Consider the following 12,926-nt stretch of genomic DNA (forward strand, 5'->3'; position numbering starts at 1 on the left):
CGTGTAGGAGCTGCCGAAGGCTGCGATCTTTTGATCTCCCCCGCACCATTACATTAATGAGCAAAACACATAACTCTATAGCGCAAATCCGCAAAAACCTTTTCCTCTCTCCAGCAGTCACTCCTTAACGAGACCGGCGCTCACGCCGGCACGCCCGTTTGGGCCATTTGACCCTGCTGCCCTGATTGAGAAAAAAGGAATCGAACCATGACGATTTCCCGACGCAGATTTCTGATCCTTGGCGCCGTCACCGCGACGGCGTTCGCCATGCCGCCGTTTATCAGCCTCAAGGCCTACGCGGCCAACCTGGAGCAACCGGCCATGAGCAAAGTAACGATCAACGTCAACGGCAAACCGCGTGAACTGCATGTCGATACGCGCACGACCCTGCTCGATGCGCTGCGTGAACACCTGCACCTGACCGGCAGTAAAAAAGGCTGCGACCACGGCCAGTGCGGCGCCTGTACAGTGATCGCCGATGGCCGCCGGATCAATTCCTGCCTGACCCTGGCGGTGATGCACGAAGGCAGTGAAATCACCACCATCGAAGGCCTCGGCATGCCCGACAGCCTGCATCCGATGCAAGCGGCGTTCATCAAACACGACGGTTACCAGTGCGGTTATTGCACGCCGGGGCAGATTTGCTCGGCGGTCGCCGTCATCAAGGAAATTCGCGACGGCATCCCCAGCCACGCCAGTGCCAGCCTGACCGAACCGCCGCAACTGATCGCGGCGGAATTTCAGGAGCGCATGAGCGGCAATATCTGCCGTTGCGGCGCCTACTCGAACATCATCGAAGCCATCACTGAAATCGCGGAGGTGCCGGCATGAGACCGTTCAATTACAGCCGCGCCGACTCGCCTGCCGCCGCTGCTGCGCAAGCCGCTCAAGTCGAAGGCGCAAGGTTCATCGCCGGTGGCACCAACCTGCTCGACCTGATGAAACTCGACATCGAAACCCCGCTGCACCTGATCGACGTCAATCACCTCGGCCTGGACCAGATCGAAGCCACACCCGAGGGCGGACTGCGCATCGGCGCGCTGGTGCGCAACACCGATCTGGCTGCCGACGCACGCATCAGAAAGGATTACGCCCTGCTCTCGCGCGCACTGCTTGCCGGGGCTTCCGGGCAATTACGCAACATGGCCAGCACCTCCGGCAACCTGCTGCAGCGCACGCGTTGCCCGTATTTCTACGACACCCATCAAGCCTGCAACAAACGTAATCCCGGCAGCGGCTGCGCAGCGATTGGCGGCGTCAGTCGGCAACTGGGCATCATCGGCGTCAGCGATGCCTGCATCGCCACCCATCCGAGCGACATGGCGATTGCCATGCGCGCACTCGATGCACAGATTGAAACGGTGAAACCCGACGGCAGCACGCGCAGCATCGCAATCGCGGATTTCCACCAATTGCCGGGCACCACGCCGAACATCGAAACCAGCCTGACGCCAAGCGAATTCATCACGGCGGTGACCTTGCCCGCACCGGTTGGCGGCACGCACGTCTATCACAAGGTCCGTGATCGTTCGTCGTACGCCTTTGCGCTGGTCTCGGTGGGTCTGATTCTGCAAAAAGACGGCAGCGGGCGCATCGCCGTCGGCGGTATCGCGCCGAAACCCTGGCGCGTCGAAGCCGCCGAAGCGCTGCTGCCCAAAGGCGCCAAAGCCGTCAGCGAACGCCTGCTCGACGGTGCCACGCCGACGCACGATAACCAATTCAAACTGACCCTGGTCGAGCGCACGCTCGGTTCAGTGTTGGCGCAAGCGAGGGACGAAGCATGAAATTCGACACGCCCGCCACCACCAACCCGATCGACCAGTTGAAAGTCATCGGCAAACCCACCGACCGCGTCGAAGGCTCACTGAAAACCAGTGGCCAGGCGCCGTACGCTTACGAGCAACATGAAGCGGTGGCCAATCAGGCTTACGGCTTCATGGTCGGTTCAGCCATCGCCAAGGGGTGGATCAACAACATCGATCTGGCGGCAGCCAAAGCCGCGCCCGGCGTGTTGGCGATCGTCACCGCCGCCAACGCCGGCAAACTCGGCAAGGGCAAGTACAACGCCGCACATTTGTTGGCGGGGCCAGAGATTCAGCACTATCACCAGGCCGTCGCGCTGGTGGTCGCCGAGACCTTCGAACAGGCCCGTGCTGCTGCGCAAATGGTCAAGGTCGATTATCTCGCCGACAAGGGCGAGTTCGATCTGACCAGCGTGCGTGACAAAGGCGTAGAACCGAAAGACGAGTTGCCCGATGTCAAACACGGCGATTTCGCCAAAGCCTTCGCCGCCGCGCCAGTGCAGTTCGATCAGACCTACACCACGCCGGATCAGTCCCACGCAATGATGGAGCCGCACGCGACACTGGCCGCCTGGAAAGGCGATCAGTTGACCCTGTGGACGTCGAACCAGATGATCGCCTGGAGCGTTGCCGACATCGCCACCACCCTCGGCCTGCCCAAGGAAAAAGTCCGCCTGATCTCGCCGTACATTGGCGGCGGCTTTGGCGGCAAGCTGTTCGTGCGCGCCGACGCAATCCTCGCCGCCCTCGGCGCACGCATGGCCGGCAGACCGGTGAAAGTCGCCCTCGCCCGCCCGCAGATCGCCAACAACACCACCCATCGCCCGGCAACGATCCAGCGCATTCGCATGGGCGCGACGGCGGACGGCAAGCTCACTGCGATTGCCCATGAAGGCTGGTCGGGCAACCTCGCTGAAGGCAAAGTCGAAGTCGCCGCGCAACCCAGTCAGCTGTTGTACGCCGCCGAAAATCGCCTGGTGAGCATGCGCCTCGCACCGCTGGATCTGCCGGAGGGCAACGCCATGCGCGCGCCCGGTGAAACCCCGGGGCTGATGGTGCTGGAAATCGCCATGGACGAAATGGCCGAGCAGCTCAAGCTTGATCCGGTGCAATTGCGCATCCTCAACGACACTCAGGTCGACCCGGTGAAAACCGAGCGGCCGTTTTCCCAGCGACGGCTGATCGAATGCCTGCAAACCGGCGCCGACAAGTTTGGCTGGGACAAACGCAATGCGCAGCCCGGTTCTCGCCGTGAAGGTCGCTGGCTGATCGGCATGGGCGTGGCGGCGGCGATCCGCAACAACCTGCTGGTGAAATCCGCTGCGCGCGTGCGCCTGGAGCGTGACGGCAAGATCACCGTCGAAACCGACATGACCGATATCGGCACTGGTAGCTACACGATCATCGCCCAGACCGCCGCCGAAATGATGGGCGTGAGCCTGAAAGAGGTTACGGTGCATCTGGGCGATTCGAGCTTTCCGGTGTCCTCCGGATCTGGTGGCCAATTCGGTGCCAATTGCTCGACTGCTGGGGTGTACGCCGCGTGCATGAAATTGCGTGAAGCGGTGGCCGGCAAGTTGGGCATGGCGGCTGATCAGGCCGAGTTTGTCGCCGGTCAGGTGCGGGTAGGCAACAAAAGCCTGCCGATGCGCAACGCAGCGCAAAACGGCGCAGTAACGGCGGAGGACAGTATCGAATTCGCCGACCTCGCCAAGCAGTATCAGCAGTCGACATTCGGCGCGCATTTCGTCGAAGTCGCCGTAGATGCGGCGACTGGAGAAGTGCGGGTGCGGCGAATGTTGGCGGTGTGTGCAGCCGGGCGGATTCTCAATCCGAAAGCGGCGCGCAGCCAGGTCATCGGCGCGATGACCATGGGCGTTGGTGCGGCGTTGATGGAAGAACTGGCGGTGGACAAAAAGCTCGGCTTTTTCGTCAACCATGACCTGGCCGGATACGAAGTGCCGGTGCACGCCGACATTCCGCATCAGGAGGTGATTTTCCTCGATGAGACCGACCCGATTTCTTCGCCAATGAAGGCCAAGGGTGTCGGCGAGCTGGGCATTTGCGGCGTCAGTGCGGCCGTCGCCAATGCGATCTACAACGCCACCGGCGCACGGGTTCGCGACTACCCGATCACCCTCGACAAAATCCTCTCCTCCCTACCCCCGATGCTCTAAACATCTCCCCTGTAGGAGCTGCCGCAGGCTGCGATCTTTTGATTCTGTTTTCAAGATCAAAAGATCGCAGCCTGCGGCAGCTCCTACAGGGGTGGGTTAATCGCTCTGCGGATATTCGACTAGAATTCGAAAAAACTTATGCAGGAAAATCATCAATGCTCCGGGAAAACGCCACCGACCTGCTCGCCTTCCTTGCCGTGGCGCGCGAACGCAGTTTCACCAAAGCGGCGGCCAGGCTCGGCGTTTCGCAATCGGCGCTGAGCCATACCATTCGGGCACTGGAAGCGCGCCTTGGCCTGCGTCTGCTGACCCGCACCACCCGTAGCGTTTCCCCCACCGAGGCCGGCGAACACTTGCTGCAAACCATCGGCCCGCGTTTCGAAGAGATCGAACTGGAACTGCAAGCCCTGAGCAATCTGCGCGAAACCCCGGCAGGCAAAATTCGCATCAGCGCCACCGACCATTCGCTGGACTGGTTGCTACGCCCGGTGCTCAAGCAATTCCTGCCCAAGTACCCGGACATCGCCGTCGAAGTCTGTTGCGATTACGGTTTCGTCGACATCGCCGGGCAAGGTTTTGACGCTGGCGTGCGCCTGGGCGAAGACGTCGCGCAAGGCATGATCGCCACCCGCATCGGCCCGGACATGCGCATGGCCGTGGTCGGCTCGCCAGCCTATTTCGCCCGTCGCCCTGCTCCGCAAACCCCGCGCGACCTCACCGCGCACGCCTGCAACAACCTGCGCCTGCCCACCAATGGCGGACTCTATAGCTGGGAGTTCGAGAAGGATGGCGAACGCCTGAAAGTGCGCGTGACCGGGCAAGTCACCTTGAGCGGCGTCTATCCGTTACTGGATGCGGCACTGGATGGTTTCGGTCTGAGCTACATTCCGGAAAACATCGTCGCACCGTATCTGGCCGATGGCCGCTTGCTGCAAGTGCTGGAGGACTGGTGCCCGACGTTTGCCGGTTATCACCTGTATTACCCGAGCCGGCGTCAGGCGGCCCCGGCGTTTGCGTTATTGCTGGAGGCGTTGCGCTATCGCTAGTAACGATCTCTCAACGACATAACTTGCGATCAACCGACCAACGCAATCAACTGATGCCGCTGCGCATCGGTGAGCATCGGCCCGAATCCGGCCTTGACGTTGTCGGCCATGTAGCGCGGATTACTCGTCCCCGGAATCACACAGGTTACCGCCGAATTCGTCAGGAGAAACTTCAATAACAGTTGCGGCCAACTGTTGACCTGAACATCCGAGACCCACGCCGGCAGCGGTTTGCCCTTGACTCTGGCAAGCAGACCACCACCGCCGAACGGCCGATTGCAGATCACCGCGACCCCGCGCTCGCGGCACAGCGGCAAAATGCGTTTCTCCACGCCACGGTCATCGAGGGCGTAATTGATTTGCAGGAAATCCACTTGCTCGGCTTTCAACACCGCTTCGACTTCGTCATAGGCCGAGGGCGTGTAATGGGTGATGCCGATATAGCGAATGCGCCCTTGCTCTTTCCATTCACGCAACGTGGGCAGATGGGTTTGCCAATCGAGCAGGTTGTGGATCTGCATCAGGTCGATGCGCTCGGTGCGTAGCAGGCTGAACGATTGCTCCATTTGCGCGATGCCCTCGTCGCGGCCACGCGTCCACACCTTGGTGGCGAGGAATGCCGGAGAGCTGGGTTCGTGGATCGACAGCAATTCACCAGTGGTCTGTTCTGCGCGGCCATACATCGGCGAGCTGTCGATAACCGTGCCGCCCTTGGCAAACAATTCATCGAGCACCGCCGGCAATTGGCGGTACACCGGGTCGCCCGGGGCCACGTCGAAACCGCGATAAGTGCCGAGCCCCACCATGGGCAGCGATTCGGAGCTGGAGGGGATGGCGCGGGTCAGCATGGTCTGGTCTCCTGCGGCACTGGGCAGCGTGACGGCGGACGTGGTGGCAGTGGCCAACGCCCGGTTCAAGGTGCAGACCGCCGAAACCCCGGCAGCCAGCGTGAGCAATCGGCGACGGGAGTAACCCTCAGTGTGGCTCATGCTGGTTCCCCTGCTGCGTGGATCTGTTGCACGTTGTGTGCGCAGGCTGCCTGGCCGAATCGCTGGACTACACTGCGACAGCGAACCTGCTTACCCGTTAAAAGTAGCCGAATGTCCCGAACCCTGATGTCACTCGTCGTTTTGATCGTCGCCGTTTACTTGGTGCTGTGCGCCGCGCTGTTCGTTTTCCAGCGTTCGCTGATCTATTTTCCGCAGCCCGCAGCGCTGGATTCGGCGGATTCACGGTTGAAACTGTCGATGCCGGATGCGCAGGTGTGGGTCAGCACCCGCGAGCGCGTCGGGCAGCGGGCGCTGATCTATTTCGGCGGCAATGCCGAGGATGTGTCGCGCAATCTGCCGGAGTTCAGCGAGGCGTTTCCTGATTACGCGCTGTATTTTCTGCATTACCGGGGCTTTGGTGGCAGTGGCGGTTCGCCGTCCGAAGAGGCGATTGCCGAGGATGCGCTGGCGCTGTTCGATCAGGTCTATGCCCGTCATCCGCAGATTGCCGTGGTCGGCCGCAGCCTTGGCTCCGGCGTCGCGGTGCGTCTGGCCAGCCAGCGGCCGGTGCAGAATCTGATTCTGGTGACGCCTTACAACAGCCTCGAAGAAATCGCCGCGCGGCAGTATCCGTGGGTGCCGGTGCAGTGGTTGCTGAAAGATCGCTACGAGTCGGGCAAATACGCCGCGCACATCCGCGTGCCGACCTTGCTGCTGGCGGCGAGTGATGATGAGGTGATTGCGCGGGCCAGCACCCAGCGTTTGCTGGAGAACTTTCCCAAGGGCGTGGCGGTGCTCAAGGTGGTGCCGGATTCAGGGCATAACTCGATTTCCGACCGTGTGCAGTATTTGCAGTGGATGGGCGATGTGCTGAATCGCTGAGGGTTAGGTATCTGCAATTATCGGTTGTGTGCTCCGGCCTCTTCGCTGGTAAGCCAGCTCCCACAAGGATTGCAGCCGTACTCAAAAACTGTATTCACAAAAAACCTGTGGGAGCTGGCTTGCCAGCGATTGGGCCAAATCAATCGCCATCAATTTTCCCGAAAAAATCAGCAGGTCGTCGCCCCGCAATAAAAGCCCTCACCGAGCCTTGAACCAAGCCCTGAAAACCCAGTCCTACTCGCGCCGCTCGCTGCGGTTCACCTCCTTTTGGCGCTGCCCTCTTCAGAGCTGTCCGTCCCATGCGCCACGCCGTTCGTTCGTCTCGCTTCGTTTCGCTGTGCCTGCTGATCCTTTCACCTTTGTTCGCCGATACCGTCCTGGCTGGAGCGGAACGACAGTTGGTGGCCGCCATCAACGATTACCGCGCCCTCCCGCAACGCTGCGACCGACGTCCCGCGCAGCGCTTGTCACCGCTGGCGCTGAAATCGAACCTGGCATTGCCGATCGGCTATCGCTATGGCGGCGGAATGCGCGAAGCCTTGAAGGCTTCAGGGTATTCAGCGGTGGCGGTGCGCAGCATTCGCATTGTCGGCGCCGAGGATGCCGAGGCAGCGTTCGACCGATTGCAGAGTGATTACTGTGGCGCACTGCTGGACGCCAGCTACGCCGACATCGGCATCAGTCGCGCACGCAATGAATGGCAAGTGGTGCTGGCGCAACCGGTGCTCGACAGCCGTGTCGGCGATAACCGCAGTGTCGGCAAGGCGCTGCTGGCCGAGGTCAACGCCGCCCGCGCACGGCCGCGAATGTGCGGACGCCAACGCTTCGCCGCAGCCCGGCCGTTGAGCTGGAATCCAGCGTTGGGCGCCGCAGCGCAGGGGCACAGTAAAGCCATGGCTTACGGCAATTACTTTGCGCACCGTGATCCCGACGGCGACCTGCCCGCGGATCGCGCCCGGGCAGCCGGTTATCGAGGGCGTCAGGTAGGCGAAAACATCGCGGCCGGACAGAGCTCGCCGGGCAAGGCGATGGCGGGTTGGCTGGCCAGCCCAGGGCACTGCGCCAATTTGATGAACCCGATGTTTACTCAGGTCGGCGCGGGGTTTGCCAGTGAGGCGCGCAGCGATGAAGGGGTTTACTGGACGATGGTGTTGGGTGCGCCTTGATTTTATGGCGACGCGGATGAGTTTTCGCGAGCAGGCTCGCTCCCACAGTGGCTCAGGTATACGCCGAACCACTGTGGGAGCGCGCCCGCCCGCGATGGGGCCTGATCTGGCAGCGTAATTTATTCAGGCCGACGCACAGCCCGCACCTGCCCACTGTCACCGCCACCGCAATAAAACCGCTCAGCGCCGTCCGCCTCCAGCCCGGAAACGCCCTTGCCGTCGGGCATTTTCAGACTTTCCAGCACTTCGCCATCCTGCGGATCGATGCGCCGCAACTCGCTCTCATCCGCCTCCCAGGTGCCATGCCACAGCGCCCCGTCAACCCAGGTCACGCCGGTAACAAAGCGGTTCGATTCCAGCGTGCGCAGGATCTTCCCGGTCTCCGGGTCGATCTGATGAATCTTGCGCTCGCGATACTGGCCGACCCATAACGAACCCTCGGCCCAGGCCATACCGGAATCGCCACCGCCGCCGGGGGCGGGAATCGTGTGCAATACACGCCCGGTGACCGGGTCGATCTTGTGGATCTGCCGGTCGGCGATCTGAAACAGATGCTTGCCGTCGAACGCGGTGCCGCCGTCGGCGCCGACCTTGAGCGTGCGCACAGTCTCACCGCTGTCCGGGTCGAGTGCGTTGAGCTGACCATCGCTGGCAAACCAGACTTGCCGACCATCGAACGTGACGCCATGAATGCCTTTTATATGCTCAAACGGACCATATTCGCGAAGCACTTCTGCCTTTGCCTGTTTCATGCTGACTTCCTCATGGGTGTGTGAGGCCAGACTAACCATTGCCCAGCGACACCGGGAGTAACAAGATCGTCGCGAAACCCGGCACCGGCGGTGTCATCCAGCGCCGCGCGCGACCGAGACCGAAAGCCTGCACCTTGTCTTGCCCCGCGAGATTTTCCAGCGCCCGCTGCACCTGGCGTTGACTGCTGGCGAGAGCGAGCGCCAGTGCCGAACTCGACCAGGCTTCACCATCGGCGAGCAACGCCAGCAGCGCGGCGTGCTTGTCCTCGACGGGCAGCGTCAGCAGCGCCACAGCCGTGGCCTGCAAAACGAAACCCTGGCGGGTCGCAGTCACTTTCGCCAACGGTTGCAACGCCGCACGCAAGCGTCCGATTTCGACGCGCAAACGCGCGCGGTGCGATTCATCGCTGAGCTTCAGGCGAAAGGCTTTGGCAATCAGCACTTCGCGAGTCACCTCTGCCGGCCAGGCTTCGGCCAGCGTACGCAGCAGATTGAACAGCACCGGCCGGGTCGCCAGCGGCACAGTCATGCCGGCGCCACGCACGCTATAGCGACAGGCATCGACGAGCAATTTGTCCGACGTGAACAGTGCCTCGACCTGTGCCAGTGTGACTGCCCGCGACTGACCGGCAAACGTCAAGCGGGCTGCGGGCGCGCAGAGCAATTGACTGGCGTGTTCGATTTCCGCCGTCAGCGAGGCGATGCCGGCCTGTTGCGCCGCCTGCTGCGCTCGGGCCAGCGCCGCTTCGGCCTTGCGCGCCTGCACTCGGCGCAAAGCGATGCCGGCCGATACCAGTTCATGGGCCGCACGCAATGCCGGCGGCAGCGGCGCCGGGTCCAGTTCACCGAGCAGCGCTTCGGCCGCGTCCAGCTCACCGATCAGCAACAACCGGCGAATTTGCAGATAACGCGCGTGAGCGGCGTTTAACCAGTCACCATGACTGTGTAAAACCTGCCGCGCGGTCTCCAGCGCCTTGACCGGCCAACTTAGCTCCCGCACGGCCAATGCCACTTCTGCCTCGGCCACTACACAGCGTGCTCGCGACAACGGTTCATTCGCGCCGAACGCCTTCACCGCCCTCTGCAGCAACGTTCGCGCGCGCGGTAAATCGCCAAGCTGAGCCATGGCAATGCCGCGTAGCGCCAGCGCGGGCGGGTCTTCGCGCAAAGCCACGTAGTTCAACGCGGTCAGTGGATCGCCAGCAGCGAGTGCCCGGCCGGCGGCGGTAATCAGCGAGTCCATGGTGAGTTCATCTTCGCGGCCACTGCGCTTTACAGCGCTGAAATCGAGTTTAATTTCGCTGTTTATGTGCGTTTAAAATCCCTTGATAGCACTTTAGTATTCCTGCACCATCGGCACAGCTTTTCCACGGAAGGAGTCAGGCATGCTGGACGCAAACGCTACCCACATTACCTTTTCGCTCGAAGGCGTTTCCGCCGATCTGCAAGTGTTGAGTTTTGTTGGCCGCGAAGCCATCAACCAACCCTTCTGTTTCGATATCGAACTGGTCAGCGCCCGCCCCGACCTGAAGCTCGAAGAACTCCTGCACAAGCCCGGCGTGCTGACCTTCGGCGCCACCGGCGAAGGCACGATTCATGGCCTGGTGTATCGCATCGAACAAGGCGATTCCGGCAAGACCCTGACCCGCTACAGCATCAGCCTGGTCCCGCAACTCGCCTACCTGCGACACAACCACGACCAGCAGATTTTCCAGCAATTGAGCGTGCCGAAAATCATCGCCCAAGTGCTTGAAGATCGCGGCATTCTCGCTGACGCCTACGATTTCCAGCTCAGCGCCGAGTACCCGCCGCGCGATTACTGCGTGCAGTACGACGAATCCGACCTGCATTTCATCCAGCGCCTGTGTGAAGAAGAAGGCATTCACTTCCACTTCCAGCACAGCAGCAGCGGCCACAAGCTGGTGTTTGGCGACGACCAGACGGTATTCCGCAAACTCAAAGCCGTGAGCTACCAGCAAGACTCCGGCATGAGCGCCGACAAACCGGTGATCAAGCGCTTCAACCTGCGCCTGGAAACCCGCACCACACGCGTTTCTCGCCGCGATTACGACTTCGAAAAACCGAAGATCCTCCCCGAAGGCGCAGTCAAATCCGACTTCGCCCCGGATCTGGAGGACTACGACTACCCCGGCCGCTTCACCACCCGCGAGCGCGGCAAATTCCTCTCCACCCGCGCCCTCGAACGCCATCGCAGCGACTACAAACTCGCCGAAGGCAAAGGTGATGAACCGACCCTCACCAGCGGCCATTTCCTCACGCTCGCCGAACACCCGCGCGGCGAATGGAACGATCTGTGGTTGCTGCTGGAAGTCTTCCACGAAGGCAAACAACCGCAAGTGCTCGGCGAAAACGTCACCAGCGACGTCACCGACCACAAAAGCGATTTCCACCAGGGCTACCGCAACAGCTTCCTCGCCACGCCGTGGGACGCGCACTACCGCCCTGCCCTTGCGCACCCGAAACCAAAAGTCCTCGGCAGCCAGACGGCCGTCGTCACCGGGCCGGCCGGTGAAGAGATTCACTGCGATCAGTACGGCCGGATCAAGGTGCAATTCCACTGGGATCGCGACGGTAAGTCCAACGACAAAACCACCTGCTGGATGCGCGTCGCCAGCGGCTGGGCTGGCGCAGCCTACGGCGGCATCGCCATCCCGCGCATCGGCATGGAAGTCCTCGTCACCTTCCTCGAAGGCGATCCCGATCAGCCGCTGGTGACCGGTTGCCTGTACCACAAGGAAAACGTCGTCCCTTACGACTTGCCGGCGAACAAGACCCGCAGCACCTTCAAGACCCTGAGTTCACCGGGCGGCAAGGGCTACAACGAGTTTCGCATTGAAGACAAGAAAGGCGTCGAGCAGATCTACATCCATGCCCAACGCGATTGGGACGAGAACATTGAGCACGATCAGAAGATTCGCGTCGGCAATGAGCGGCATGACACGGTTGAAGCTAATGCGCTGAGTGAGTTCAAGGTTGAAGAACACCGGATTACCCACCTCGACCGCAAGACGGAAACACGGGTCGATGACCATCTGACGGTGGGCGTCACCCGGCACCTGAAGGTCGGTACCGCGCAATTTGTCGAGGCTGGCACCGAGATCCACTACCACGCCGGCGCCAAGGTCGTGATCGAAGGTGGCATGGAACTCACGGCCAAGGCTGGCGGCAGTTTTGTGAAGGTGGATGCCGGCGGCGTGACCATCAGCGGTGCCGAGGTGAAAACCAACTCCGGCGGATCGCCAGGCTCGGGCACCGGAATCGCGATCAAGCTACCGATCGCCTTGACCCCCGCCGACGCCGATGCTGCCGGCAAACTCCTCAGCGCGGCGCCGATCAACACGCCGACGCCTGCGGAGCTTCTCGCCGCACCATCATCCGGCGCCGCACCCGCTGCGCCAACGGCTGCAGAAACCCGGTTGATCCAACAGAACATGCAGGCGCAAACCCTGGTAGCTGCCGCGAAAAGCGGCGTGCCCTTCTGCGAGATCTGCAACCGATGAGCCAGTTTCGCCCCAGTCTCAACGAATGGTTGACTGCCGAGTTCTGGCCGCAGGGCACGCAGCCTGACGCGCCGAAGGCCTATGCCCTGCTGGACGGTGCCCGCGACCCACGCATCGAACCGCTGGTGCGCAGCAGCGGCGCGGAATTTTCCTGCCTGTACGCGGGCGAACTCGCTCCGAGCCTGTCGGCCGCAGCGCCCTATCTGCTGCAGCTCGACCCGCAACAGCCGTATACATGGCGACTGTTCGAGGAAGGCTGGGGGCAGAGTTGGGGCAGTTTCGTCATCGCCCCGGCGCACGTGTCGCTGGACGACCTGCGCAGCCACTTTCGCACGCTGCTGCGGGTGACCGATCCGGATGGCAACCTGTTGGTGTTCCGTTTCTACGACCCCAGAGTCCTGCGCGTTTACCTGCCGACCTGCACCGCGCAAGAGCGCGCCGCGATGTTTGGCCCGGCGAGCAAGCTCATTGCCGAAACCAGTACGGGTAATTCCTTGATTGTTTACCCGGCGGATCCCGCCGGCGGGCCAGCCGCGCGAGTCAGTGGCTGGCCGTCGGCTGATGCGGTTGGGTAATACGCTCTGGAAAACC

General features: G+C 61.9%; 11 protein-coding genes. 8 read left to right on the plus strand and 3 right to left on the minus strand.

Annotated elements, in window-relative coordinates:
• Positions 1 to 207 precede the first annotated feature (207 nt).
• The 4 genes from paoA to C2E19_RS18640 all read left to right on the plus strand — a co-directional run bounded on the left by paoA (position 208) and on the right by C2E19_RS18640 (position 5,025).
• On the plus strand, positions 208 to 831 hold the full coding sequence (gene paoA, locus C2E19_RS18625) for an aldehyde dehydrogenase iron-sulfur subunit PaoA (RefSeq protein WP_129394530.1): 624 nt from the start codon (positions 208 to 210) through the stop codon (positions 829 to 831).
• On the plus strand, positions 828 to 1,784 hold the full coding sequence (locus C2E19_RS18630) for a xanthine dehydrogenase family protein subunit M (protein ID WP_129394531.1): 957 nt from the start codon (positions 828 to 830) through the stop codon (positions 1,782 to 1,784). The genes paoA and C2E19_RS18630 overlap by 4 nt, the downstream gene beginning before the upstream one ends.
• On the plus strand, positions 1,781 to 3,979 hold the full coding sequence (gene paoC / locus C2E19_RS18635; protein WP_129394532.1) for an aldehyde oxidoreductase molybdenum-binding subunit PaoC: 2,199 nt from the start codon (positions 1,781 to 1,783) through the stop codon (positions 3,977 to 3,979). Before C2E19_RS18630 ends, paoC begins: the two co-directional genes overlap by 4 nt.
• A 155-nt stretch (positions 3,980 to 4,134) precedes the next feature.
• Positions 4,135 to 5,025, plus strand: coding sequence for a LysR family transcriptional regulator (locus tag C2E19_RS18640; protein ID WP_129394533.1), 891 nt, complete (start codon positions 4,135 to 4,137; stop codon positions 5,023 to 5,025).
• 29 nt (positions 5,026 to 5,054) lie between these two features.
• On the opposite strand, the gene C2E19_RS18645 is transcribed toward C2E19_RS18640, so the two are convergent.
• The gene (locus tag C2E19_RS18645) at positions 5,055 to 6,014 is read right to left on the minus strand and encodes an aldo/keto reductase (RefSeq protein ID WP_174823938.1); all 960 of its coding nucleotides are present in this window, start codon (positions 6,012 to 6,014) and stop codon (positions 5,055 to 5,057) included.
• Between the two features lie 111 nt (positions 6,015 to 6,125).
• On the opposite strand from C2E19_RS18645, the gene C2E19_RS18650 reads away from it, so the two are divergent.
• Together C2E19_RS18650 and C2E19_RS18655 are read left to right on the plus strand one after the other, a co-directional pair.
• Positions 6,126 to 6,896, plus strand: coding sequence for an alpha/beta hydrolase (locus tag C2E19_RS18650; RefSeq protein ID WP_129394534.1), 771 nt, complete (start codon positions 6,126 to 6,128; stop codon positions 6,894 to 6,896).
• A gap of 299 nt (positions 6,897 to 7,195) precedes the next feature.
• Positions 7,196 to 8,062: a CAP domain-containing protein gene (locus C2E19_RS18655; protein WP_129394535.1), complete on the plus strand. Its 867-nt coding sequence runs from the start codon at positions 7,196 to 7,198 to the stop codon at positions 8,060 to 8,062.
• A gap of 119 nt (positions 8,063 to 8,181) precedes the next feature.
• Here the strand turns inward: C2E19_RS18655 and C2E19_RS18660 are convergent, their stop codons facing one another.
• Positions 8,182 to 8,814, minus strand: coding sequence for a PQQ-binding-like beta-propeller repeat protein (locus tag C2E19_RS18660; protein WP_129394536.1), 633 nt, complete (start codon positions 8,812 to 8,814; stop codon positions 8,182 to 8,184).
• A gap of 31 nt (positions 8,815 to 8,845) precedes the next feature.
• Complete coding sequence (locus C2E19_RS18665) at positions 8,846 to 10,057, minus strand: helix-turn-helix domain-containing protein (RefSeq protein WP_129394537.1); 1,212 nt, start codon at positions 10,055 to 10,057, stop codon at positions 8,846 to 8,848.
• A 142-nt stretch (positions 10,058 to 10,199) separates the two neighbouring features.
• Between C2E19_RS18665 and C2E19_RS18670 the strand changes: the two genes are divergently transcribed.
• Positions 10,200 to 12,335, plus strand: coding sequence for a type VI secretion system tip protein VgrG (locus C2E19_RS18670; RefSeq protein ID WP_256661219.1), 2,136 nt, complete (start codon positions 10,200 to 10,202; stop codon positions 12,333 to 12,335).
• Positions 12,332 to 12,910 (plus strand): DUF4123 domain-containing protein, encoded by a 579-nt coding sequence (locus C2E19_RS18675; RefSeq protein WP_129394538.1) that lies wholly within the window; start codon positions 12,332 to 12,334, stop codon positions 12,908 to 12,910. Before C2E19_RS18670 ends, C2E19_RS18675 begins: the two co-directional genes overlap by 4 nt.
• Positions 12,911 to 12,926: the final 16 nt, after the last annotated feature.

This window comes from Pseudomonas sp. DTU12.3 (genome assembly GCF_004124275.1).
Taxonomy (GTDB): Bacteria; Pseudomonadota; Gammaproteobacteria; order Pseudomonadales; family Pseudomonadaceae; genus Aquipseudomonas; species Aquipseudomonas helmanticensis.

Excerpts from the sequence above, each read along its gene's own strand:
- C2E19_RS18670 (WP_256661219.1), top strand. The coding sequence starts at position 10,200 with ATGCTGGACGCAAACGCTACCCACATTACCTTTTCGCTCGAAGGCGTT.
- C2E19_RS18640 (WP_129394533.1), top strand. The coding sequence starts at position 4,135 with ATGCTCCGGGAAAACGCCACCGACCTGCTCGCCTTCCTTGCCGTGGCG.
- C2E19_RS18650 (WP_129394534.1), top strand. The coding sequence starts at position 6,126 with ATGTCCCGAACCCTGATGTCACTCGTCGTTTTGATCGTCGCCGTTTAC.
- C2E19_RS18655 (WP_129394535.1), top strand. The coding sequence starts at position 7,196 with ATGCGCCACGCCGTTCGTTCGTCTCGCTTCGTTTCGCTGTGCCTGCTG.
- paoA (WP_129394530.1), top strand. The coding sequence starts at position 208 with ATGACGATTTCCCGACGCAGATTTCTGATCCTTGGCGCCGTCACCGCG.
- C2E19_RS18645 (WP_174823938.1), bottom strand. The coding sequence starts at position 6,014 with ATGAGCCACACTGAGGGTTACTCCCGTCGCCGATTGCTCACGCTGGCT.
- C2E19_RS18675 (WP_129394538.1), top strand. The coding sequence starts at position 12,332 with ATGAGCCAGTTTCGCCCCAGTCTCAACGAATGGTTGACTGCCGAGTTC.
- C2E19_RS18665 (WP_129394537.1), bottom strand. The coding sequence starts at position 10,057 with ATGGACTCGCTGATTACCGCCGCCGGCCGGGCACTCGCTGCTGGCGAT.
- paoC (WP_129394532.1), top strand. The coding sequence starts at position 1,781 with ATGAAATTCGACACGCCCGCCACCACCAACCCGATCGACCAGTTGAAA.
- C2E19_RS18630 (WP_129394531.1), top strand. The coding sequence starts at position 828 with ATGAGACCGTTCAATTACAGCCGCGCCGACTCGCCTGCCGCCGCTGCT.
- C2E19_RS18660 (WP_129394536.1), bottom strand. The coding sequence starts at position 8,814 with ATGAAACAGGCAAAGGCAGAAGTGCTTCGCGAATATGGTCCGTTTGAG.